The following is a 22,461-nucleotide window of genomic DNA, read 5'->3' on the forward strand; positions in this document are numbered from 1 at the left end:
TATGTTACTTATATCTAGGTTTGACGCTCCACGGCCCGATCCCATCGGTCGGGCCCGCAGACGAAGGAGCGTCATTCATGGATCGCTACAGGCGGGTTACGGCTGCTGTCGTGACGGCGGCGGCGGTGCTCGCGGGCGCGGGCGGGGCGGCAGCCTCGTCCGACGTTCCCGCGCCGCAGGCCGGGCCGAGCGCCGGGAAGCAGACCGCACGCCCCGCGCTGAGCGCGAAGGCGACCGTGGACACCGTCTCGGCCTGGCAGGAGTTCCGGGTCCACGGCCCGGCCCGGCAGATCCCGGCGGGCACCCGGGTCACCCTTCAGCAGAAGCAGGGCAGCCGATGGGTGTCCCTGCCCGCCTCGATGAACACCAACCGCGACCACACGTACAGCCTGCGCGTGCTGCTCGGCCTCAAGGGCGAGAACGCGCTGCGCATCGTCGGTGGCGGCGCGGTCTCGCCCGTCGTACGCGTGACCGTGCGCTGAGCGCCCCGAAGGGACGCACGGGTGTCAGCCGTCCCAGGTCCAGTCCGCGACCTCCGGCAGGTCCGTGCCGTGTTCACGAATCCAGGCGTGGTGGCGCGTACGCGCGTCCGCCATGGCCTGGCGCACGGCGACGGCACGGACGCCGAGGCCGGGCACCCGGTCGATGACATCCATCACCAGCCGGAAGCGGTCGAGGTCGTTGCGGACCACCATGTCGAAGGGCGTGGTGGTGGTGCCCTCCTCCTTGTAGCCCCGTACGTGCAGTTGGGCGTGGCCCGTGCGGCGGTAGACCAGACGGTGGATCAGCCAGGGATAGCCGTGGTACGCGAAGATCACGGGCCTGTCGGTGGTGAACAGGGCGTCGTACTCGGAGTCGGGCATCCCGTGCGGATGCTCCCCGTCCGGCAGCAGCCTCGTCATGTCGACGACGTTGACCACCCGCACGACCAGTTCCGGCAGGTGCCTGCGCAGCAGACTCGCCGCGGCCAGCACCTCCAGCGTGGGTACGTCACCGGCACAGGCGAGCACCGCGTCGGGTTCCCGGCCGCCGTCCTCCGTACCGGCCCACTCCCACACACCGGCCCCACGCGCGCAGTGGGCGCGGGCCTCGTCGAGGGTCAGCCAGTCGAAGCCCGGCTGCTTGCCCGCCACGATCACGTTGACGTAGTCCCGGCTGCGCAGGGCGTGGTCGGCGACGGAGAGCAGGGTGTTGGCATCCGGCGGCAGATAGACACGGACGACCTCGGGACTCTTGTTGAGGATGTGGTCGACGAAGCCGGGGTCCTGGTGGGAGAAGCCGTTGTGGTCCTGGCGCCACACGTGCGAGGTGAGCAGGTAGTTCAGTGAGGCGACGGGCCGGCGCCAGGGCAGCCGCCGCGAGGTGCGCAGCCATTTGATGTGCTGGTTGACCATGGAGTCGACGATGTGGGCGAACGCCTCGTAGGAGGAGAACAGTCCGTGGCGTCCGGTCAGGAGGTATCCCTCCAGCCAGCCCTGGCAGAGGTGCTCGGAGAGCACCTCCATCACCCGGCCGTCGCGCGCGAGGTGTTCGTCGACCGGGAGTACCTGCGCCTGCCATGCCTTGCCGGTGGCTCCGTAGAGGGCGTCGAGCCGGTTGGAGGCGGTCTCGTCCGGGCCGACGACACGGAAGTCCCGGCGCCCGGCCGTAGCCGCCATGATGCCTTCGAGCAGGCCGCCCAGGACACCGGTGGGCCCGTGGAGCGTGGCACCGGGCCTGTCGACCGGCACGGCGTGGTCGTCCAGGTCCGGGATCGGCAGATCCCGCAGCAATAGACCGCCGTTCGCGTACGGGCTCGCCCCGAGCCTGGCCTCGCCCTCGGGAACGCAGCCGAGGACCTGCGCGCTCGGGCGCCCCGCCTGGCCGAATAGCTCTTCCGGCCGGTACGAGCGCATCCACGCCTCCAGTTGGCGCAGGTGGTCGGGGTCGTCCCGGACTCCGGGCAGCGGGACCTGGTGGGCGCGCCAGGTTCCCTCCACCGGCTGCCCGTCGACCTCCGCCGGGCCGGTCCAGCCCTTCGGCGTACGCAGCACGATCATCGGCCAGCGCGGGCGCTCGGTCGCGCCCTCGGTGCGCGCGGCGCGCTGGAAGGCGTGGATGCGGTCCAGGGCGAGGTCCATCGCGCTGGCGAGCTCACGGTGCACGGTGGCGGGGTCGTCACCGGCGACGTGGAGCGGGTCGTGGCCGTAGCCGCGCAGCAGCGCGTCGAGTTCGCTCTCCGGGATACGAGCGAGGACCGCCGGGTTGGCGATCTTGTACCCGTTGAGGTGCAGGATGGGCAGGACCGCCCCGTCGTGCACCGGGTCGAGGAACTTGTTGGAGTGCCAGGACGCGGCGAGCGGCCCGGTCTCCGCCTCTCCGTCGCCGATGACGCAGGCGACCAGCAGGTCCGGGTGGTCGAAGGCCGCGCCGTAGGCGTGGGAGAGGGAATAGCCGAGTTCCCCGCCCTCGTGGATGGAACCGGGGGTCTCCGGGGCGACGTGACTGGGTACACCGCCGGGAAAGGAGAACTGCCTGAAGAGCAGCTCCATGCCGGCGGCGTCACGGGTCACGTCGGGGTACGTCTCCGAGTAGCTCCCTTCCAGCCAGGAGTTGGCGAGGACCGCGGGTCCGCCGTGGCCGGGTCCCCAGATGCAGAGCGCCTGCTGCTCGCGGGCCCTGATGATCCGGTTGAGGTGGGTGTACACGAGGTTGAGCCCGGGTGAGGTGCCCCAGTGCCCCAGCAGGCGTGGCTTGATGTGCTCCGGGGCGAGGGGCTCCTCCAGCAGCGGGTTGGCCATCAGATAGATCTGGCCGACGGCCAGGTAGTTGGCCGCGCGCCAGTGCGCGTCGAGTGCCGCGAGTTCCTGGTCGGACAGCGGTGCCGATGACGGCACGGGGGCGTCGCGCATGCGGTGACTCCTCGGCAGGGAGGCGGGCAGGACCGTCGGCGCTCCGTCAGGCGCCGTACCAGACCGTGGTGATGTTGCAGAACTCACGGATGCCCTCGCCCGCCAGCTCCCGCCCGTAGCCGGAGCGCTTGACTCCGCCGAAGGGCAGCGCGGGGTGCGAGGCCGTCATGCCGTTGAAGAAGACGCCACCCGCCTCCAGGTCGCGCACACAGCGGGCCATCTCGTCCGCGTCCTGCGTCCACACGTTGGAGCTCAGCCCGAAGGGGGTGTCGTTGGCGAGGGCCAGGGCTTCGTCCAGGTCGGCGGCCCGGTAGAGCGTGGCCACCGGACCGAAGGTCTCCTCCTGGTGGATACGCATCGCGGGTGTGATGCCGGACAGGACGGTCGGGCTGTAGAACCAGCCGGCGTCCAGGCCGCCGCCGAGCCCCTGGGGCCGGCCACCGCCGCACAGGGCGGTGGCTCCGTGGCCGACCGCGTCGTCGACCAGCTCCTCCAGGTCGGTGCGCCCCTGCTCGCTGGCGAGCGGGCCGATGTCGGTGCTCTCCTGCGCCGGGTCCCCGACGGTCAGTGCGCGCATGCCCGCGGTGAAGCGCTCGGCGAACGCGTCGTACACCTCGGTGTGGACGATGAACCGTTTGGCCGCGATGCAGGACTGCCCGTTGTTCTGCACCCTGGCGGTGACCGCGGTCGCCGCGGCCTTCTCGATGTCGGCGGAGGGCAGGACGACGTACGGGTCGCTGCCGCCCAGTTCCAGGACCGTCTTCTTCACCTCGTCGCCCGCGACCGAGGCGACCGAGCGGCCCGCGGGTTCACTGCCGGTGAGCGTCGCCGCGGCGACGCGGGGGTCGCGCAGGATCGCCTCGACCGCCCCCGATCCCACGAGCAGGGTCTGGAAGCAGCCCTCGGGGAACCCGGCCCTGCGGAAGAGGTCCTCCAGATAGAGGGCGGTCTGCGGGACGTTCGACGCGTGCTTGAGCAGGCCGACGTTGCCGGCCATGAGAGCGGGGGCGGCGAATCGTACGACCTGCCAGAGCGGGAAGTTCCACGGCATGACGGCGAGGACGGCGCCCAGCGGGCGGTAGCGGACATAGGCCCTGGAGGCGCCGGCGTCGCGCACATCGGCCTCCGACGGGTGTTCGTCCGCGAGCAGCCGCTCGGCATTGGCCGCGTACCAGCGCATCGCCTTGGCGCACTTGGCCGCCTCCGCACGGGCGGCCTTGACCGGCTTGCCCATCTCGGTGGTCATGATGCGTGCGATCTCGTCCTGGTCCTGGTCCAGGAGATCGGCGGCCCGGTTCAGCAGCTCGGCCCGTGAAGCGAAGGTGGTGGTGCGGTGCCGTCGGAACGCGCTGTCGGCGGTGGCGAGCCGGCGCTCGATCTCCTCCGGCCCCAGCGCGTCGAATGACTTGATGGTCTCGCCGTTCGCGGGATTGACCGTCGCGATGGGCATGGCAGTGGCCTCCTTGCGTGAGTACTTCGACCGTGCCGCGCCGCGCTCCACCGCGCAAACGCGCCCCCTGACACACGTACCCGGCCGGCGCGGATCACGCGTGCGGTGTGCACGCGGTCCGCGCCGGCCGGGTCGTCACCGACAGCGCTGTCATACGAGGACGGGGACGGACAGTTCCCCGATGACGGGAATCGGCAGTTCCCGCGCTTCGCGTCCGCCCGGCAGCGGCGGATGCGGCACCAGTTCGGTGCTCCGCGGCGCCTGGGCGTATCGGGTGAACCAGACAACCTTGCCCTCGGTGGTGCGGCAGGTGCCCCAGCTGTCGCTCAGGGCCATGACGCGGCTGAGGCCGCCGCCACCGCCGCTGAGCAGCTTGGGCATCTCACGGCCGTTGTCGGTCACGGACACCGTGAGGTGCCGGCCGGTCCAGCGGAGCTCGACGACGGCCTTGTTGTCGTCGCCGACATGCCGGTGGACGTTCGTCAGAAGCTCCTCGGCTGCCCGGCACACCGGCCGGACGTGCAGTTCGAGACTCCAGTGACGAAGGTGTGCGGCGACAATGCGCCGCAGCTGGGAAACGCGCTCTGCCGATACGTGCAGTTCGACCTGATAGTGCCGGTCGAGTGGAACGGTCATCGTCGAGGCTCCTCACCGCGAGGCCCACATGCTTCAACCCTGTTGAACAACGACCCCCGAACACGAAGCGTGAGCAGTCATCACTTCTGGGTCACTCATTAGGGTGACCCGGAGGGGCCGATACCGCAACAAATGGGCGGTTGCCGCAGGTGAGAGGTCCGGGCCCGCCCCTGAAGGGCGGCCGAACGGACGCGTTCACAGGTAGGGCAGCAGCTTGTCGGGGGTGAGCGGCAGCGCCCGCAGCCGGGCGCCGGTGGCATGGCGCACGGCGTTCCCGATGGCGGCGGCGGTACCGACGATGCCGATCTCTCCGATGCCCTTGCTGCCCATGGGGTTGAGGTGCGGGTCGTCCTCCTCGATCCAGTGCGCGCGGATGTCGGGGACGTCGGCGCAGACCGGCACGTGGTAGGAGGCGAGATCGCTCTCCGTGAAGTCGCCGAACACCGGGTCCATGGTGCTGCCCTCGGTCAGGGCCATGCCCAGACCCATGACCATGCCGCCGATGAACTGGGAGCGTGCGGTACGGGCGTTGAGGATGCGCCCGGCGGCGTAGACGCCGAGCAGGCGGCGTACCCGGACCTCACCGGTGAGGGAGTCGACCGCGACCTCGGCGAACTGCGCGCCGAACGCGTGCCGTGCGTACGGCGGCTCCTCGGCCGCCTCCTGCCCGGTGTCGGCGGTGACGGTGATCCCGCCCTCCGGAACCGGTCCGGCGCTTTCGGCCAGACGGCCGGCGAGTTCCGTGGCCGCCTTGTGCACGGCCCACCCCCAGGAGGCCGTTCCCGCGGAGCCCCCGGCGAGCGGGGCGCCGGGGAGTTCGCTGCTGCCGATCTCGATGGCCACGTTCTCCACCGGCGTGCCCAGCGCCGAGGCGGCGATCTGGGCGAGGACGGTCCGGGCGCCGGTACCGATGTCGGTGGCATTGGTCCGGACGCGGTAGGAGCCGTCGGGCGCCGCGTGGGCCGAGGCGGTGGAGCCGTTGACGAGGACGGGGTACGTCGCCGCGGCCACGCCCGTACCGATCAGCAGCGGCCCCTCCTCCCGGACCGCCGGCTGCCGGTCGCGGCCGTGCCAGCCGAACCGCTCGGCGCCCTCGCGCAGACAGGCCGCGAGGTTGCGGCTGCTGAACGGCAGTCCGCTGTCCGGCTCGGCCGCCGGTTCGTTGCGCAGGCGGAGCTCGATGGGGTCGACCCCCAGGACGCAGGCCAACTCGTCCATGGCCGACTCCAGCGCGTACATGCCCGACGCCTCCCCCGGCGCGCGCATCCAGGACGGGGTGGGGACGTCGAGAGCGACCACCCGGTGCACGGTACGGCTGTGGGGCGAGGTGTACATGGTGCGGGCGGGCACGGCGGCCTGCTCGACGAACTCCTTGACGGTGGAGGTGTGCGTGATGATCTCGTGGGCCAGGGCGGTGATCACTCCGTCGTCGTCGGTGCCGAGCCGCACCCGTTGCACGGTGGGCGCCCGATGGCCGACCAGCGCGGCCAACTGCTGCCGTGGCAGCGAGAGTTCGACCGGCCTTCCGGTGTGCCGGGCCGCCATGACCGCCAGCACGACCTGGGGGCGCGGGGTGCCCTTCGATCCGAATCCCCCGCCGACGTGCTCGGAGACGACGGTGACCTGTTCCGTGCCGAGCCCGAACATCCGGGCCAGGCTGTCGCGCACCTTGGTGGAGCCCTGACTGGAGTCGTGGACGGTCAGACGGCCGTCGGCCCACTGTGCGGTGGAGGCGTGCGGCTCCATCGGGTGGTTGTGGAGCGCCTCTAGGGTGTACGTCGAGTCGATACGGATCGGGGCCGCCGCGTACGCCCCGTCGAAGTCCCCGCGTTCACGGACGGCCGGGTGACCGCCGTTGGCCTGTTCGGGGGTGTAGAGCCCCGGGTGGTCCTCGGTGAGGACGACGTCGTGCCCGCCGGTCGCGTATTCGATCCGGACCGCCCGGGCTCCGGCGCGGGCGGCTTCGAGCGTGTCGGCGACGACGAGCGCGACGGGCCAGCCGCGGTGCGGGACACGGTCGTCCTGGAGGACCGCGAGGATCGGGTCGTCGGGCTCCTCCAGGCGCGGCGCGTTGTCGTGGGTGAGGACGGTATGGACGCCCGGGACGGCGAGCGCCTCGGCCGTGCGGATCGCGGTGATCCGCCCGCGGGCGATCGTGGCGGGCACGGGCCATGCCCGCAGACAGCCGGGCGGGGCGTGTTCCGCGGCGTAGCGTGCGGCACCGGTGACCTTGTCACGGCCCTCGCGGCGGACGACGGGCGCGCCCGTGGGCTGGGGGGCGTGGCTCATGCGGGAGTCCTCGGTTCCTCAGGTGCGGGGGGTGCCGGGCGAAGCCGCCCGGGCGGTGAGCTCGGCCAGCGCGCCGACGGCCAGGCTGCGGGCGAGGTCCACCTTGAAGGCGTTGCCGCGCAGGGGCCGCGCCGCGTCGAGTTCGGCCCGTACCGCCCGTACGAAGGTGTCGTGGGTGGCGGGGGCGCCGCGCAGCACCTCTTCGGCGGCCCGGGCGCGCCATGCCCGGTGGGCCAGGCCACCGAAAGCGAGCGTCGCATGGCCGATACGGCCGTCGCGCACGCTCAGCACGGCGGCGACGGAGGCCAGGGCGAAGGCGAACGAGGCGCGGTCACGGGCTTTCCGGTAGAGGGAGACCGTGCTGTCCGGGACGGGCGGCAGCACCAGTTCGGTGATCAGCTCGCCCGGCCGGATCACCGTGTCCTGGTCGGGATTCTCACCCGGCAGCCGCTGGAAGTCCGTGACGGGGACGATCCGTTCACCGTCGGGCCCGTGCAGGTGGACGGTGGCGTCGAGGGCGGCGAGCGCGACGGCCATGTCCGAGGGGGCGACGGCGACGCACTGTGCGGAGTACCCGAGGACGGCGAGGTCGCGGTGGGTACTCTCCCGGGCCGAGCAGCCTTCGCCGGGAGTCCGCTTGTTGCACGGTTTGGAGAGGTCCTGGAAGTACGGGCAGCGGGTCCGCTGGAGCAGGTTTCCGCCGGTGGTGGCCGCGTTGCGCAGCTGGCCGGACGCACCCGCGAGCAGGGCCTGCGACAGCGCGGGCCGGAGGGTGCGGACGGCCGGGTGCGCGGCGAGGTCGCTGTTGCGTACCGTCGCGCCGATCCGCAGGCCCCCTTCGGAGGTGGCGGTCACCCGGTCCAGGGGCAGGTGGCCGACGTCGATGAGCAGATCGGGTGTCTCGACGCCGAGTTTCATCAGATCGACGAGATTGGTGCCCCCGCCGAGGAACCGGGCCCCCGGGTGTCCGGCACAGGCACGGACCGCCTCCGTCACGGACGCGGGGCGCAGATAGGCGAACGGCTTCACGGCGCGACGTCCTCGATGGCCTCGACGATGTGGGGGTAGGCACCGCACCGGCAGAGATTGCCGCTCATCCGCTCGCGGATCTCGTCCCGGTCGAGGGAGACGGCCGGGACGGGCTCCCCCTCGTACGGAGCGGCCGGAGAAACCTGGGAAGTGACATGGGAGGGAAACCCCTCGGCCGCTTCGCCGAGCATGCCGACGGCCGAGCAGATCTGGCCCGGGGTGCAGTAGCCGCACTGGAGGGCGTCCCGTTCCAGGAACGCCTGCTGGAGGGGGTGCAGACGGTCTCCGTCGGCCAGCCCTTCGACCGTGGTGACCTGGGCCCCGTCCTGGGCCACGGCGAGCAGGAGGCAGCTGTTGACGCGCCGCCCGTCGACGATCACGGTGCACGCGCCGCACTGGCCGTGGTCGCAGCCCTTCTTGGCGCCGGTGAGTCCGAGGTGGTGGCGCAGGGCGTCCAGGACGGTGGTGCGGTGATCGAGTGTCAGGGTCCGCGCGGTCCCGTTGACGTGCAGTGTGAGCGTCGACCGGTCGCCGGGCGCTTCCCGGACCTGCCCGGTGCCGCCCTCCCCGGGGCTGGTGGGATCCATGCGCGAGCACCTTCCGGATCTGAGGCGTTTGTCCTGGTTACTACCAGACATGCCGCAGTCCCGCGCAGGACCGGAACGGCCCCGTCGGCATCAGACATCGTTCGGACTACCGGTTGGCCAGCTTCAGCCGCACTTCCTCTTCCTGGTCACCGGCCGCGGTTCCGACGACCCGCACGGCGAACGCTTCGGCGAGATGCCGACGCAAGCGGTCGACCGCCCAGTAGCCGCCCTGCACATCCATGAGCACGGGCGCGGCCAGCGGTGCGGGGACACCCGCGGCCCGCGTCTCGCTCACGTCGACGGTCGCGAACCACACGGTCGGGCGCGTCTCCGACGCGTCCCGCGGTTCGTCCTCCGCCGCACGGTCGGAGTCGAAGGAGCGGCGCAGTACGTCGAACACGGTCCGCGCGTCCTCCTTCGTACATCCCGTGACCGCGACCACCACGTCCCGGCCTTCTTGATGGACGGGTGCCTGCTCTGCCCTGCTGTTCACGTGATTCCTTCCGGTCGGGCCCGGCTGCTCCCCCCTCCAGGCTCACCCCGCAGGCGGACGACTGCGACACGAACGGAGCGCGCGAACGAAACACATTTCTTTGCAGATGGTCACAAAACGTGAATTAACGCTGATATCGGACTGGGTACGGACCTCCGGGGTATGCGGCAAGCATGGACGTAACGAACGGAGCCCAGAGTTCCTTCACCCTCGCCGACAGCGCCGGCGCGATCGGCGTCGTCATGCCGATCGTCGGGATCGCCGTGGTGGCCCTGCTCATCGGCGCCTTCTGGTGGGGCAGGCGGCGCAGGGACGAGCAGCCGCCCGCGCCGCGCCCCGATGAGCAGCCGCTCATGCCGGACCACCGCACCCACATCGAGGAGGCCGGGAAGCACGGTTCGGACCACTTTCCCGAGGACGGGCGCGGACTCTCCCCGTACGCGCTCGGCGACCACGGCAACGAGGTGATCCCGCCCGACACGGAACCGCCGCGCGAAACCCGGTGACCCGGAGTCCGGCGGGGCCGTCGCGGCGGACGGCCCCGCCGGACCGTCCCGGTCGCGTGTTGCGGGAGTGGCCACGTGCGATGAGGCTGGTTCTGGCCCCGCGGCAGCACGACACGCCGCAGAACCGACGGAGGCAGTGGGACCATGACCGGAAGCGAACCGCGGACGAGCTGGGCGGCGGCACCACTGACGGGGCCCTCCGCACCGTGCTGGGTCAACCTGATGACCCGCGACCTGGATGCCGCGCAGTACTTCTACGGCGCGGTGCTGGGCTGGACGTTCCGGCCGGGCCGGCTGGGCCGGGACTTCTCCGTGGCGCGCCGCGGAGGTGTTCCGGTGGCCGGGATCGTGGCGGGGGCGTCGGCCTACCAGGTGGCCGTGGCGTGGATTCCGTACTTCTCCGTCGAGAACGCCGACGTGGCCGCATCCCGTATCCGCGAGCGCAGCGGGACGGTCGCCGTCGGACCCCTCTCCTTCGGCAAGGGACGCGGAGCCCTCGCCTCCGACCGCGACGGCGCGGTGTTCGGCATCTGGGAACGGACCGAGCGGAGCACCTCTCCCCCGGCCTCCGACGACCATTCCCACGCCTGGCTGCGGCTGCGGACGAGAAACGCCTTCGACGCCGCGATCTTCTACGGCGAGGTACTCGACTGGGCCAGCGGCAAACCCGGCTGCTGCGAGGTGGCCTACGTGAAGGACGAGGTCATCGTGCGGTGCGGGGGACGGCCGCTCGCCCGCATCAGCTCCGGCGCGGTCGAGGCGGCTCCCGACCCGCTGGTGCGCCCGCACTGGCAGGTCCAGTTCCCCGTCGAGGACGTGGACGCGACCGTGAAATCCGCGGTGGAGCACGGTGGAGCACTCGTGGAGCGGCGTCCGGTGCACCAGGGCGACGAAGCGACCCTGCGGGACCCGGACGGCGGCCTCTTCACCGTGACGGACGTCGCGACACCGGACGTCGCGGAGGACTGAGATCAGCGGTCCCCGCCGGAGTCCTCGGGCGACCGCGGCTCGGTGCCCTGGGCCCGCGCCCGGAGCGGAACCACGAACCAGCACACGAAGAACCACAGCGCCATGGCCCCCACGAGCCACAGGGCAAGCGAATTGTGCAGCGCGAGCCTCAGGATGAGGAGCAGCGCCGAACACATCGTGCAGAACAGCAGCCCGAGCCCCACGACGGTCACCCGCGAGGCCCAGACGACCGTCTGCGGCTTCACCCGGCGCCCGGTCAGCAGCCGATGGTAGGAAACCGGCCCGATCAGCGCGGCCACCGTCGCCGATCCCAGCAGGACGGTCACCACGTAGATCGCGCGGTCGGCGTCCGAGAGCGTGGTGAACCGGGGCTGGAAGACCACGGCGAGCAGAAAGCCGAACAGGATCTGTACGCCGGTCTGGGCCACCCGCAATTCCTGGAGCAGTTCGCTCCACTGCCGGTCGGCCCGCTCCTCCTGGGTCTCCTCACGGCCCGTCGTCCTGCGCGGGCTTTCGTCACCAGGTCCGTCGTCGCCACCGCTCGATGTAGATGCCACCGAATGCCTCCGTCTCTGGGCCACGCATTCCATGGTGCAATCCATGGTGGCACTCGACTGCCCCCGCACCACACGTCGAACCGGCCGAATACGGCCATGCCGCCTCGACGGCACGGGAATGTCTGCTTAAGATCGTCCGCAGGGCATCGCGCGTCGGTCACCGGCCGGGTGAGGCGTGGAGGTAGCCCGTGAGATGCCTGTAGGAGGCATTCCACAGTGTCGATCAAGCTGAATCACACCATCGTCCATTGCCGGGACAATCAGGAATCCGCCGATTTCCTGGCGCGCATTCTGGGGCTGGAAGCCGGCGAGCGATGGGGCCCCTTCGTCCCGCTGTCCCTCGCGAACGACGTCACTCTCGACTTCGCGGCCATTCCCGCCGATTCGATCACCTCGCAGCACTACGCCTTCCTCATTTCGGAGGCGGAGTTCGACGCGGCCTTCGCCCGCATCCAGGAGCTGGGAATCCCGTACTACGCGGATCCCCATCAGAAGGTTCCCGGCGAGATCAACCGCAACGACGGGGGACGGGGCGTGTATTTCCCCGATCCGAACGGCCACGGCATGGAAATCCTGACGGTGCCCTACGGCGGCTGGTCGTAGCCGGCACGCCGTGAGCCGATCGTGAGCGCAGGGGCCCGGCCGGACCCGTGACAGGGCCCGGCCGGGCCCCTCCCCGTCTCCGCACCGGCGGATCAGCCGATGGCGAGCATCAGCTCGGGCCGGTCCCACATCACGGCGGGCGGACTGGCCAGGACGGTTCCGGCAGGTTCGGCGCCGATGCTGCGGTAGAAACCCTCGGCCGGCGGGTGCGAGACGATGCGTACGCCCGTCAGACCGGCACGCCGCGCCTCCTCCTTCAGGTGTCCGGCGAGCACGCGCCCGATGCCGAGCCCCTGGGCCTCGTCGGCGACGAACATCAGGTCCAGCTCGGGGGGCGAGAGGACCAGCGCGTAGAAGCCGAGCACCCGGTCGGTGGCGGTGTCCGCGGCCACGAACACCTGGTGCGTCTCGATGTAGTCGGGGCCGAGACGGTAGCCCTCGACCATGGGGGCGTAGGGACCTTCGTACGCACGCGAGGTCCGGACGAGGCGGGTCAGCCGCTTGGCGTCCCGCGCGGTCGCCCGCCTGACCGTCACGGCCCCGCCGCCCGACTCCGTAACGCTTGATCTCATAGAGCGAGTATTACCTATGCGGCCCGCACCCTCAGCCCTGGTCCCGCGCGCCTCGCCAGTCCCGGACGGCGGCGTCGATGTCGAAGGGCCCGAGGTTGAGCGGCGGCCCCTCCGGCGGCATCCGGAGCGCCTCGTGGATCTCCTCGTTCACCTCGGTCAGGATCCGCCGCACCTCGGCCTCGGTCCTGGCCCGGGACACCGCCTCGACGGCGTCCTCCGCCCGCTTCCGCAGGGCCAGTGCCGGCGGGAGCACCGAGATGCCCTCGCGCTGCATCTTCGCCTTGATCCACCACGCCTCGTCGTACGGCCGCTCAAGGCCGGGGAGCGGCTTGCCGAAGCCGGGCAACTGGGAGACGTCACCACGCTCCTCGGCTTCGCGGATCTGCTTGTCCACCCACGACTCGAAGCTGACTCCCGGCGGTTTGCGCTCGGTCACCATGCACCCCTCTCAGGATTCCCGGCCCCTGATCACCGTGTGCGGGACCCGGTTCCCTCACGATACCCAGAGGCGGTATCCGGTCCTTCAGTGGTCCGCCGCGGCGGCCTCGACGGTGAACGACGCGGTGCGGACCTTGCCCTCGTGCTGGAAGTCGAGGAAGAGCCGGTACGTGCCGGCGCTGGGCGCCGTCGCGGTGAACGAGACCTCCGGGCCGGGTCCGCCCTCGTTGGGGTGGACGTGGAGGTAGGCGAGGTCGCCGGAGCGCAGGGCCACGAGGTGCCCGAACGCGCCGAGGTAGGGCTGGAGATCGGTGACGGGCCTGCCGTCCTTGCTGACGGTCAGGGTGAGTTCACCGGACCGGCCGGCGCGCAGCCCGCCGCCGAGGGCGACTTGGTAACCGTCGACTTCGGCGACGGCGCGGACGGGCGGCATCTTCGCGGGCCGGAAGTCCCCGGACACCGCCAGATCCGCACCGAGCGTGTGGTTGGTGCCTCCCGCGCCCCGGGGAGTGAAGTCGGCGAAGGCGCGGTAGCCGCCGGCCGCGGGCAGTTCGACCTCGGTCGACCAGGTGCCGTCGGCCTCCCGCACAGGATGCAGATGGCGGAAGGTCGTGAGGTCGCGCGAGGCCACGATGAAGTGGAGCTCCTTGCCGTGCTCGCGTCGGTAGTCGGTGACGTTGTCGCCGTGGTCGTCCTTGATCGCGAACCGGATCTCGCTGCGGTCACCGGCTGCGACCGTAGGAGTTTCGAGCGCCAGGGTGTATCCGCCCTCGGAGATCTCCAGGCCGCCCGCGGCGGCCTTGGCCGCGCTCTTCTCCGCCGTCCCACCTCCCTCCTGATGCCCGCCGTGACCGTCGCCGTCGGTCTTCTGCGGCTCCTTCCCCTGCCCGGGGTGCTGCTGCCCCGCGTGCTGCGACGGGGCGTCGAACACGGGGTCGGCACCCATGCCGACCCCGTACGCGGTGCCGAAGGTCGCGGCGAGTGCGGCGGCGAAGGCGGTGATCTTCAGTCCGGTGTTCATGGCGGTCTCCCCAGAGATGACGGGTCTGCTTCCGACACCCATCAACATACCCCCTGGGGGTATCAAGTCAAGCCGGATGTGTCGTCCTTTCCGCCCCACCCCTGACGAGTCCGGGAGGGGCGGCGTTCATGTGCGGGGTCAGGCGGGCACGGCGAGGTCGGCGCGCAGCCGCTCCACCACCGGCCCAGGCAGCCGCAGCCCGTCCCGTATGTAGCCGTCGAGCCCGCCCCAGCGCTCGTCCACGGCATCCAGCGCCGCGTCCAGGTAGCGCGGACGTACCTCGACGATCGCGGAGACGATCTCCGGGGAGCCCCCCGCGTCGAGGAAGCCCTGGACGTACGGCGCGAAGGCGGCCCGGACGGCCGGATTGACGGCCAGGAACTCCGCCCGCACGGCCTCTCTCGACGCGCCCGCGATCAGCAGGACCAGCGCGGCGGCCCAGCCGGTACGGTCCTTGCCCGCCGTGCAGTGGAAGAGGACCGGCCTGGCCCGCGGATCGGCCACCGTCTCCAGAAAGGCCCGGTAGGCAGCCGCGGCGCCCGGCGAGAGCACCATCTGCCGGTACGTCTCCGCGAACAGGTCCTCGGCCCTGCCACCGCCGAGGACCTCCTCCGCGCCTGCCGGGTCGGAGAGCAGCGCCTTGATCCGGGCGGGTGCGACGCCGGGCTTGTCCCCGAGGACGTCGGCGACGAAGAGGCGGGCACCCGAAGGCAGCCGGTCGGGGGCCCACTGCCGCTCGTCGGCGGTACGCAGGTCGACGACGGTACGGATGCCGAGCGCGGCCACCGCCATGTCGTTCTCGGTGTCGAGGTCGCTCAGCTGCCCCGAGCGCAGCAGGATCCCCTGCCGCACTCGGCGATCGTGCGCGAGGGCGATGCCACCCAGGTCGCGCAGATTGAAGACGGTGGAGGCCGGGACGGCCCGGGCGGTCTGCACGATGATCTGCCTCTTTCCCGACGAACTGCATAAGCCAGGATCAACGTCGCATGCAGTACGAAAATCGACAAAGGAAAACGCCGGGACCCTCCCAGGAGCCCGTCATTCATGGATACTCAGGGATGAATGGGAAGACTTTCCACATAATAGACATCGCAGCGCCGGTTGCCCTCGCTGAGCGCGGCGGCCGGGTCATGCCGCCCCCGCGCCACGGGCGCACCGGATACGCCACGGTCCGTAAAGGATCAAGTACGTCCCTGGGAGGGCAAGGTCACAGCCGGTGCCCCGCTGCGGCTCACATGCCTGCCCTAGCATCTGAGCATGACGGTCCTGCCTGCTGACGGGCTCCCTCTGGCCGCCGAGTTCCCTGACCCTTCCCACGAACAGTGGCACCGCCTTGTCGAAGGCGTGCTCCGCAAGTCGGGCAAGGAAGTCTCGGGCACGGCCGCTGAGGAAGCACTGTCCACCGCACTGGAGGACGGGCTCACCACCCGCCCCCTGTACACCTCGAACGACACCGCGCCCGGTACCGGTTTTCCCGGCTTCGCGCCCTTCACCAGGGGCGGCAAGGCCGAAGGGAACACCACGGGCGGCTGGGACGTGCGCCAGCGCCACACGCTGACGGACCCCGCGCGCCTGAACGAGGCGGTGCTCGCCGATCTGGAGAACGGCGCCACGTCCCTGTGGCTGACCGTGGGCGGGCCCGCCGGGATTCCGGCCTCCGGTCTCGGCCGCGCCCTGGACGGCGTCCTTCTCGACCTGGCCCCCGTCGCACTCGACGCGGGCGGCGAATTCGAGCCCGCCGTACGGGAGTTGCTGCGGCTCAACGAGGCGCAGGGCGTGCCGAAGGAGGCCGTGCGCGGCAGCCTCGGCGCGGACCCGCTGGGCCACGCGGCGCGTACCGGCACGGAGCCGGACTTCGACGCCGCTGTCCGCTGGGCACAGGTCTGCGACCGCGAGTACCCGGGTCTGCGCGCACTCTCCGTGGACGCGTTGCCGTACCACGAGGCGGGCGGCTCGGCCGCCGAGGAGCTGGGCTTCGCGCTGGCGACCGGCGTCGCCTACATACGGGCGCTGACCGGGGCGGGACTGTCCGTCGAGGCGGCGTTCGCACAGCTGGAGTTCCGGTTCGCGGCCACCGCGGACCAGTTCCTGACCATCGCCAAACTGCGGGCCGCACGTCTGCTCTGGGCCCGGGTCGCCGAGGTGTGCGGCTCCCCGGACGCCGGCGCGCAGCGGCAGCACGCCGTGACCTCGTCGGTCATGATGACGCGTCGCGATCCCTGGGTGAACATGCTGCGGACCACGCTGGCCTGCCTCGGGGCGGGTGTCGGCGGTGCGGATTCCGTGACCGTGCTGCCGTTCGACCACGCGCTGGGTCTGCCCGACGCGTTCGCGCGGCGCATCGCCCGCAACACCTCGACGATCCTGATGGAGGAGTCGCACCTCGCGCGGGTCATCGACCCCGCGGGCGGCTCCTGGTACGTGGAGCGGCTCACCTCCGAACTGGCCGCCGCGGCCTGGGAGTTCTTCCAGGAGATCGAGCGGGCGGGCGGCCAGGCCGCCGCCCTGCGCTCCGGAGCGGCCGGTGAGCGGCTCGCGGCCACCTGGGCGGCCCGGAGCAGGAACCTGGCGCGTCGCAAGGAACCCGTCACCGGGGTCAGCGAGTTCCCGAACCTCGCCGAGCACCTCGTGGAGCGTGAGGCGCCCGCCGCCGCTGCCCCGGGCGGTGGTCTGCCGAAGGTCCGCAGGGACGAGGCGTACGAGGCGCTGCGGACCCGGTCCGATGCCCACCTGACGTCCTCGGGCACCCGCCCCACCGTGTTCCTCGCGGCGCTGGGCCCGGCCGCGACGCACACGGCGCGGGCGTCGTTCGCGTCGAACCTCTTCCGGGCGGGCGGCATCGAGCCGGTCCACGAGCCCGTCTCCGTCGACGCGTCGACGGTCGCCGACGCCTTCGCCGCCAGTGGGGCGACGGTCGCGTGCCTGTGTTCCAGTGACGCGCTCTACGCCGAACAGGCCGGACCGGTCGCCGCCGCACTGAAGGCGGCCGGCGCCGAGCAGGTGTTCCTCGCGGGACGCCCCGGCGAGTACACCGGCGTCGACGGCTACGTCTTCGCCGGCTGCGACGTGGTCGCCGTCCTCTCCTCCGTACTCGACCGCATGGGAGTGGCGTGATGCAGAACCCCCGGACCACCCCCGGCACCGCTGCGGGAAGCCCCGTCCCCGACTTCTCCGAGATCCCGCTGTCCGGCGGCGACGCCCCGGAGGCGTCCGCCGACCGCTGGCGCGGCGCGGTGAAGGAGGCGACCGGTCTGTCCGACGACGGTCTCCTCTGGGAGACACCGGAAGGCATCGCGGTCAAGCCCCTGTACACGGACGAGGACGTGGAGGGTCTCGACTTCCTCGGGACGTACCCGGGCATCGCCCCGTATCTGCGTGGCCCCTATCCGACGATGTACGTCAATCAGCCGTGGACCATCCGGCAGTACGCGGGATTCTCCACCGCCGAGGAGTCCAACGCCTTCTACCGGCGCAACCTCGCCGCCGGGCAGAAGGGACTCTCGGTCGCCTTCGACCTGCCGACCCACCGCGGCTACGACAGCGACCACCCGCGGGTGACCGGTGACGTCGGCATGGCGGGCGTGGCCATCGACTCGATCTACGACATGCGGCAGCTCTTCGACGGCATCCCGCTGGACAAGATGTCGGTGTCCATGACGATGAACGGCGCGGTGCTCCCCGTCCTTGCGCTGTACATCGTGGCCGCCGAGGAACAGGGCGTACCGCCGGAGAAGCTCGCCGGGACCATTCAGAACGACATCCTCAAGGAGTTCATGGTCCGCAACACCTACATCTACCCGCCGGGTCCGTCGATGCGGATCATCTCCGACATCTTCGCGTTCACCTCGCAGAAGATGCCCCGGTACAACTCGATCTCCATCTCCGGCTACCACATCCAGGAGGCCGGCGCGACGGCCGACCTGGAGCTCGCGTACACGCTGGCCGACGGGGTGGAGTATCTGCGGGCCGGACGCGACGCGGGACTGGACGTCGACGCCTTCGCTCCGCGCCTGTCGTTCTTCTGGGCGATCGGCATGAACTTCTTCATGGAGATCGCGAAGCTCCGGGCGGCACGGCTGCTGTGGGCGAAGCTGGTCAAGGAGTTCGAGCCGAAGAACGCCAAGTCCCTCTCGCTGCGCACCCATTCGCAGACCTCCGGGTGGTCGCTGACCGCGCAGGACGTGTTCAACAACGTCACGAGGACCTGCGTGGAGGCGATGGCCGCCACCCAGGGGCACACCCAGTCGCTGCACACCAACGCCCTGGACGAGGCACTCGCCCTGCCGACGGACTTCTCGGCGCGGATCGCCCGCAACACCCAGCTCCTGCTGCAGCAGGAGTCGGGCACCTGCCGGGTCATCGACCCGTGGGGCGGCAGCGCGTACGTGGAGAAGCTCACGCACGACCTGGCGCAGCGGGCCTGGCAGCACATCGAGGAGGTCGAGGCGGCGGGCGGTATGGCCAAGGCCATCGACGCCGGCATCCCCAAGCTCCGGATCGAGGAGGCCGCGGCCCGTACGCAGGCGCGGATCGACGCCGGGCGCCAGCCCGTCATCGGGGTCAACAAGTACCGGGTGGAGACCGACGAGAAGATCGACGTGCTCAAGGTCGACAACTCCTCCGTCCGCACCCAGCAGATCGAGAAGCTGCGGCGGCTGCGCGAGGAGCGCGACGAGTCTGCCTGCCAGGAGGCGCTGCGGGCCCTCACGGACGCCGCCGGCCGGGAGCCCGGTCCGGGTCTCGACGGAAACCTGCTGGCGCTGGCGGTCGACGCGGCCCGCGCGATGGCCACGGTCGGTGAGATCTCGGACGCGCTGGAGAAGGTGTACGGCAGGCACTCGGGCCAGATCCGTACGATCTCCGGGGTGTACCGCAAAGAGGCAGGAGAGTCCCCCGCCGTGGACCGCACGCGCACGCTGGTCGACGCGTTCGAGGAGGCGGAGGGCCGCCGTCCGCGCATCCTCGTCGCGAAGATGGGCCAGGACGGACACGACCGAGGCCAGAAGGTGATCGCCACGGCCTTCGCGGACCTGGGCTTCGACGTCGACGTCGGCCCGCTCTTCCAGACGCCGGGCGAGGTGGCGCGGCAGGCGGTCGAGGCGGACGTGCACATCGTGGGCGTCTCCTCACTGGCCGCCGGGCACCTCACCCTCGTACCGGCGCTCCGCGAGGAACTGGCCGCCGAGGGGCGCGAGGACATCATGATCGTGGTCGGCGGCGTGATTCCGCCGCAGGACATCGAGGCGCTGCACACGGCGGGCGCCACCGCCGTGTTCCCGCCCGGCACGGTGATTCCCGACGCGGCCCACGACCTGGTCACGCGGCTCGGTGCCGCGCTCGGCCACGAGCTGTGAGCCGCTGACCGGATGCCTCCCACGATCGACATCGACAGCTATGCGGAGGGGGTGCTCGACGGGAAGCGGGCGTACATCGCGCGCGCCATCACTCTCGTCGAGTCGACCCGACCCCAACACCGGGCCCTGGCACAGCAGTTGCTGAGCCGACTGCTGCCGCATGCGGGCCGGGCGCGGCGCATCGGCATCAGCGGCGTGCCCGGTGTGGGCAAGTCCACCTTCATCGACGCGCTGGGCACCATGCTCACGGACCTCGGGCACCGGGTCGCGGTGCTGGCCGTCGATCCCTCGTCCACCAGGACCGGCGGTTCCATCCTGGGCGACAAGACGAGGATGGAACGGCTGGCCGTGGACGCCCGCGCGTTCGTACGCCCCTCCCCGAGCGCGGGAACGCTCGGCGGGGTGGCCAAGGCCACCCGCGAGTCCATCGTGGTGATGGAGGCGGCCGGCTACGACGTCGTCCTGGTGGAGACGGTCGGGGTCGGCCAGTCGGAGACGGCGGTCGCCAACATGGTCGACACCTTCCTGCTGCTCACCCTGGCCAGGACCGGCGATCAGCTCCAGGGCATCAAGAAGGGCGTCCTGGAGCTGGCGGACGTCATCGCCGTCAACAAGGCCGACGGCCCCCACGAGCGCGACGCACGATCGGCGGCGCGCGAGCTGGCGGGCGCGCTGCGGCTCATGCATCCGGCGGACGCCGCCTGGACTCCCCCGGTGCTCACCTGCAGCGCCCGCGAGTCGAGCGGCCTGGACACGCTGTGGGAGCGGCTGGAACAGCACCGCACCCTGCTCGACTCCACGGGCCGACTGACGGCGAAGCGCCGGGAGCAGCAGGTCGACTGGACGTGGGCGATGGTGCGCGACGAACTGCTGGACAGCCTGCGCAACCACCCGGCGGTACGTGAGCTGTCTCCGGCGCTCGAACAGCTCGTACGCGAGGGCGAGTTGACGGCCACACTCGCCGCCGAGCAGATCCTCGGCGCGTTCCGCGGCGGCCCGTCCGGGTCCGGTCCCGGAACGGTCCCGACCGCCTGAGCCGAGCAGGGCCGGCCTCCGAGGAGGCCGGCCCTGCTCGCGGTATATCCCCTGCGCGGTCTCCGCGCTTCAGGTACAGTCGTCGGGTCCTGTTGTCTCCGATAGAGGTGGACGTTGCGCATCTGAGGTTCGCGATCATCGCGCCGTACGGCACTCGCCGTACGCCCGTCACGCTGTAGCCGGCTTCTTGCCGCCCGTGACCCTGCGTGGATGCGACCTCGGTGCTTGGGCCGTCCTCACTTCTCGGAGGTCCGCACTCCCCTTTTCCCGGTTCGGTCGCCGCGTGGTGCTCGCATACGAAGCCCCCATCCCTGCGTCTGCGACTGCGAGAACCCACATGACCCATCCCATCGCGCCCAGCGCCGCCGTGACCTGCTCCTCCCTGTCGTTCCGCTGGCCGGACGGCACGCCCGTCTTCGACGGGCTCTCCCTCGGCATCGGCCGCGGCAGCACCGGTCTGGTCGGTACGAACGGTTCGGGCAAATCCACCCTGCTGCGGCTGCTGGCCGGCCGACTGCAGCCCTCCCAGGGGTCGGTGAGCGTCACCGGCAGCGTCGCCTACCTCCCGCAGAACATCACCCTCGACACGTCACTGCGCGTGGACCAGGCCCTGGGCGTCGCCGAGCGGCGCGCCGCGCTGCGCGCCATCGAGGCAGGAGACGTGGACGAGGCCCATTTCGAGACCGTCGGTGACGACTGGGACGTCGAGGAACGGGCCCTGGCGACCCTCGGCTCGCTCGGACTCGGCGAGGTCGGGCTCGACCGCACCGTGGGCGAGCTGTCGGGCGGCGAGACCGTACTGCTGCGCCTGGCCGCTCTCCTGCTGGAGCGCCCAGAGGTGCTGCTCCTCGACGAGCCGACCAACAACCTCGACGTGTTCGCGCGCCGCCGGCTGTACGAAGCCGTCGGCTCCTGGCGCTCCGGTGTGCTGGTCGTGGTCAGCCACGACCGTGAGCTGCTGGAGCGCGTGGACCGGATCGCCGAGCTGCGCTCGGGTTCGGTGAACTGGTACGGAGGCGGCTGGTCCGTCTACGAGGAGACGCTGGCCACCCAGCAGGAAGCGGCCGGGCGGATGCTGCGCGCCGCCGAGGCCGATGTGCGCCGGCAGAAGCGCGAACTGGAGGAGACCCGGATCAAGGTGGCCCGCCGCGAGCGGCACAGCAAGAAGATGGACGCCCAGCGCAGGGCTCCGCGCATCGTCGCGGGCGAACGCAAACGGTCCGCGCAGGAGTCGGCGGACAAACTCCGCGGCGTGCAGGAGGACCGGCTCGGCGAGGCGCGCGAGCGGCGTGAGGAGGCCGCGGACGCGATCCGGGACGACGCCGAGATCCGGGTGAACCTTCCGCACACCGCCGTACCGACCGGACGCACCGTCCTGAGGCTGGACGCGCTGCGCCCCGGGTACGGCAGGCTGCGCGAGGGCACCCTGCAGGTGCAGGGGCCCGAGCGCATCGCACTGGTCGGCCGCAACGGAGCGGGCAAGACCACGCTCCTGCGCACCCTCACCGGAGAGCTCACCCCGCTGTCCGGGGAGGCCAGGACACACGTGCCCCTGCGGTTCCTGCCGCAGCGGCTGGACGTGCTGGACGACGAGCTGAGCGTCGCCGCGAACGTGGCCCGCATGGCTCCCGGCGTCACCGACAACCACATCCGCGCCCAGCTCGCCCGCTTCCTGTTCAAGGGGGCACGCGCGGAACAGACCGCGGGCACGCTCTCGGGCGGCGAACGCTTCCGTGCCGCACTCGCCGCGACGATGCTCGCAGCTCCGGCTCCCCAGCTGCTGATGCTGGACGAGCCGACGAACAACCTGGACCTGGCCAGCGTCCGGCAGCTGACGAGTGCGCTCGGTTCCTACGAGGGCGCGCTCCTGATCGCCAGTCACGATCTGGCGTTCCTCGACTCGGTCGGCATCACCCGCTGGCTGTTCCTCGGGGAAGAGCTCCGGGAGACCTCGGCCGACGAGGTCCGCGAGCTCCTCGAATCACCCGAGGCCGACTGAGACACCGGGGAGGGAAGGCCGGGGCGGGCGGG

The 22,461-nt window shown here is 71.2% G+C and carries 20 protein-coding genes; 8 read left to right on the forward strand and 12 right to left on the reverse strand.

Features of this window, described 5'->3' with window-relative positions; all coding sequences use genetic code 11:
• Positions 1-77: 77 nt before the first annotated feature.
• Positions 78-482, forward strand: coding sequence for a hypothetical protein (locus OG230_RS02030; protein WP_328908394.1), 405 nt, complete (start codon positions 78-80; stop codon positions 480-482).
• Positions 483-506: 24 nt separating this feature from the next.
• Here the strand turns inward: OG230_RS02030 and OG230_RS02035 are convergent, their stop codons facing one another.
• The 7 genes from OG230_RS02035 to OG230_RS02065 form a co-directional block, all read right to left on the reverse strand.
• The gene (locus OG230_RS02035; RefSeq protein ID WP_328908395.1) at positions 507-2,891 is read right to left on the reverse strand and encodes a phosphoketolase family protein; all 2,385 of its coding nucleotides are present in this window, start codon (positions 2,889-2,891) and stop codon (positions 507-509) included.
• Between the two features lie 46 nt (positions 2,892-2,937).
• Positions 2,938-4,341: an NADP-dependent succinic semialdehyde dehydrogenase gene (locus OG230_RS02040; protein ID WP_328908396.1), complete on the reverse strand. Its 1,404-nt coding sequence runs from the start codon at positions 4,339-4,341 to the stop codon at positions 2,938-2,940.
• 150 nt (positions 4,342-4,491) lie between these two features.
• The gene (locus OG230_RS02045; protein ID WP_328908397.1) at positions 4,492-4,977 is read right to left on the reverse strand and encodes an ATP-binding protein; all 486 of its coding nucleotides are present in this window, start codon (positions 4,975-4,977) and stop codon (positions 4,492-4,494) included.
• A 195-nt stretch (positions 4,978-5,172) separates the two neighbouring features.
• Positions 5,173-7,266 (reverse strand): xanthine dehydrogenase family protein molybdopterin-binding subunit, encoded by a 2,094-nt coding sequence (locus OG230_RS02050; RefSeq protein WP_328908398.1) that lies wholly within the window; start codon positions 7,264-7,266, stop codon positions 5,173-5,175.
• Positions 7,267-7,284: 18 nt separating this feature from the next.
• Positions 7,285-8,295, reverse strand: coding sequence for an FAD binding domain-containing protein (locus OG230_RS02055; protein WP_328908399.1), 1,011 nt, complete (start codon positions 8,293-8,295; stop codon positions 7,285-7,287).
• Positions 8,292-8,882: a 2Fe-2S iron-sulfur cluster-binding protein gene (locus OG230_RS02060; protein ID WP_328908400.1), complete on the reverse strand. Its 591-nt coding sequence runs from the start codon at positions 8,880-8,882 to the stop codon at positions 8,292-8,294. Before OG230_RS02060 ends, OG230_RS02055 begins: the two co-directional genes overlap by 4 nt.
• Positions 8,883-8,988: 106 nt before the next feature.
• Positions 8,989-9,375, reverse strand: coding sequence for a hypothetical protein (locus tag OG230_RS02065; RefSeq protein WP_328908401.1), 387 nt, complete (start codon positions 9,373-9,375; stop codon positions 8,989-8,991).
• Positions 9,376-9,548: 173 nt separating this feature from the next.
• Between OG230_RS02065 and OG230_RS02070 the strand changes: the two genes are divergently transcribed.
• Both OG230_RS02070 and OG230_RS02075 read left to right on the forward strand, forming a co-directional pair.
• Positions 9,549-9,881: a DUF6479 family protein gene (locus tag OG230_RS02070; protein ID WP_328908402.1), complete on the forward strand. Its 333-nt coding sequence runs from the start codon at positions 9,549-9,551 to the stop codon at positions 9,879-9,881.
• Positions 9,882-10,025: 144 nt separating this feature from the next.
• Positions 10,026-10,850 carry a VOC family protein gene (locus OG230_RS02075; protein ID WP_328908403.1) on the forward strand — a complete coding sequence of 275 codons (825 nt, stop codon included), beginning with the start codon at positions 10,026-10,028 and terminating at the stop codon, positions 10,848-10,850.
• A gap of 2 nt (positions 10,851-10,852) precedes the next feature.
• Here the strand turns inward: OG230_RS02075 and OG230_RS02080 are convergent, their stop codons facing one another.
• Positions 10,853-11,407 (reverse strand): DUF6328 family protein, encoded by a 555-nt coding sequence (locus tag OG230_RS02080; protein ID WP_328908404.1) that lies wholly within the window; start codon positions 11,405-11,407, stop codon positions 10,853-10,855.
• 216 nt (positions 11,408-11,623) lie between these two features.
• Between OG230_RS02080 and OG230_RS02085 the strand changes: the two genes are divergently transcribed.
• A complete protein-coding gene (locus OG230_RS02085; RefSeq protein ID WP_328908405.1) occupies positions 11,624-12,010 on the forward strand; it encodes a VOC family protein in 387 nt (128 codons plus the stop codon).
• A 92-nt stretch (positions 12,011-12,102) separates the two neighbouring features.
• Here the strand turns inward: OG230_RS02085 and OG230_RS02090 are convergent, their stop codons facing one another.
• From OG230_RS02090 to OG230_RS02105, 4 genes are all read right to left on the reverse strand, one after another.
• Positions 12,103-12,582 (reverse strand): GNAT family N-acetyltransferase, encoded by a 480-nt coding sequence (locus tag OG230_RS02090; RefSeq protein ID WP_328908406.1) that lies wholly within the window; start codon positions 12,580-12,582, stop codon positions 12,103-12,105.
• Between the two features lie 31 nt (positions 12,583-12,613).
• Positions 12,614-13,018, reverse strand: a complete 405-nt coding sequence (locus OG230_RS02095; RefSeq protein WP_328908407.1) for a J-domain-containing protein — start codon at positions 13,016-13,018, stop codon at positions 12,614-12,616.
• An 87-nt stretch (positions 13,019-13,105) separates the two neighbouring features.
• Complete coding sequence (locus OG230_RS02100) at positions 13,106-14,041, reverse strand: hypothetical protein (RefSeq protein ID WP_328908408.1); 936 nt, start codon at positions 14,039-14,041, stop codon at positions 13,106-13,108.
• A gap of 138 nt (positions 14,042-14,179) precedes the next feature.
• Positions 14,180-14,977 (reverse strand): tyrosine-protein phosphatase, encoded by a 798-nt coding sequence (locus OG230_RS02105; protein ID WP_328908409.1) that lies wholly within the window; start codon positions 14,975-14,977, stop codon positions 14,180-14,182.
• 321 nt (positions 14,978-15,298) lie between these two features.
• Between OG230_RS02105 and mutA the strand changes: the two genes are divergently transcribed.
• The 4 genes from mutA to OG230_RS02125 all read left to right on the forward strand — a co-directional run bounded on the left by mutA (position 15,299) and on the right by OG230_RS02125 (position 22,429).
• Positions 15,299-17,155: a methylmalonyl-CoA mutase small subunit gene (mutA, locus tag OG230_RS02110; protein WP_328908410.1), complete on the forward strand. Its 1,857-nt coding sequence runs from the start codon at positions 15,299-15,301 to the stop codon at positions 17,153-17,155.
• The gene (scpA, locus tag OG230_RS02115; protein ID WP_328908411.1) at positions 17,155-19,395 is read left to right on the forward strand and encodes a methylmalonyl-CoA mutase; all 2,241 of its coding nucleotides are present in this window, start codon (positions 17,155-17,157) and stop codon (positions 19,393-19,395) included. Before mutA ends, scpA begins: the two co-directional genes overlap by 1 nt.
• Before the next feature lie 12 nt (positions 19,396-19,407).
• The gene (gene meaB, locus OG230_RS02120) at positions 19,408-20,430 is read left to right on the forward strand and encodes a methylmalonyl Co-A mutase-associated GTPase MeaB (RefSeq protein WP_328908412.1); all 1,023 of its coding nucleotides are present in this window, start codon (positions 19,408-19,410) and stop codon (positions 20,428-20,430) included.
• 337 nt (positions 20,431-20,767) lie between these two features.
• Positions 20,768-22,429: an ABC-F family ATP-binding cassette domain-containing protein gene (locus OG230_RS02125; RefSeq protein ID WP_328908413.1), complete on the forward strand. Its 1,662-nt coding sequence runs from the start codon at positions 20,768-20,770 to the stop codon at positions 22,427-22,429.
• Positions 22,430-22,461 lie beyond the last annotated feature (32 nt).

Origin of the sequence: Streptomyces sp. NBC_00234 (assembly GCF_036195325.1) — a bacterium.
Classification (GTDB): domain Bacteria; phylum Actinomycetota; class Actinomycetes; order Streptomycetales; family Streptomycetaceae; genus Streptomyces.

Coding starts and splice junctions, on each gene's coding strand:
- OG230_RS02075 (WP_328908403.1), top strand. CDS start 10,026: ATGACCGGAAGCGAACCGCGGACGAGCTGGGCGGCGGCACCACTGACG.
- OG230_RS02125 (WP_328908413.1), top strand. CDS start 20,768: ATGACCCATCCCATCGCGCCCAGCGCCGCCGTGACCTGCTCCTCCCTG.
- OG230_RS02050 (WP_328908398.1), bottom strand. CDS start 7,266: ATGAGCCACGCCCCCCAGCCCACGGGCGCGCCCGTCGTCCGCCGCGAG.
- OG230_RS02045 (WP_328908397.1), bottom strand. CDS start 4,977: ATGACCGTTCCACTCGACCGGCACTATCAGGTCGAACTGCACGTATCG.
- OG230_RS02040 (WP_328908396.1), bottom strand. CDS start 4,341: ATGCCCATCGCGACGGTCAATCCCGCGAACGGCGAGACCATCAAGTCA.
- OG230_RS02090 (WP_328908406.1), bottom strand. CDS start 12,582: ATGAGATCAAGCGTTACGGAGTCGGGCGGCGGGGCCGTGACGGTCAGG.
- OG230_RS02060 (WP_328908400.1), bottom strand. CDS start 8,882: ATGGATCCCACCAGCCCCGGGGAGGGCGGCACCGGGCAGGTCCGGGAA.
- OG230_RS02100 (WP_328908408.1), bottom strand. CDS start 14,041: ATGAACACCGGACTGAAGATCACCGCCTTCGCCGCCGCACTCGCCGCG.
- OG230_RS02070 (WP_328908402.1), top strand. CDS start 9,549: ATGGACGTAACGAACGGAGCCCAGAGTTCCTTCACCCTCGCCGACAGC.
- mutA (WP_328908410.1), top strand. CDS start 15,299: ATGACGGTCCTGCCTGCTGACGGGCTCCCTCTGGCCGCCGAGTTCCCT.
- OG230_RS02030 (WP_328908394.1), top strand. CDS start 78: ATGGATCGCTACAGGCGGGTTACGGCTGCTGTCGTGACGGCGGCGGCG.
- scpA (WP_328908411.1), top strand. CDS start 17,155: ATGCAGAACCCCCGGACCACCCCCGGCACCGCTGCGGGAAGCCCCGTC.
- meaB (WP_328908412.1), top strand. CDS start 19,408: ATGCCTCCCACGATCGACATCGACAGCTATGCGGAGGGGGTGCTCGAC.
- OG230_RS02035 (WP_328908395.1), bottom strand. CDS start 2,891: ATGCGCGACGCCCCCGTGCCGTCATCGGCACCGCTGTCCGACCAGGAA.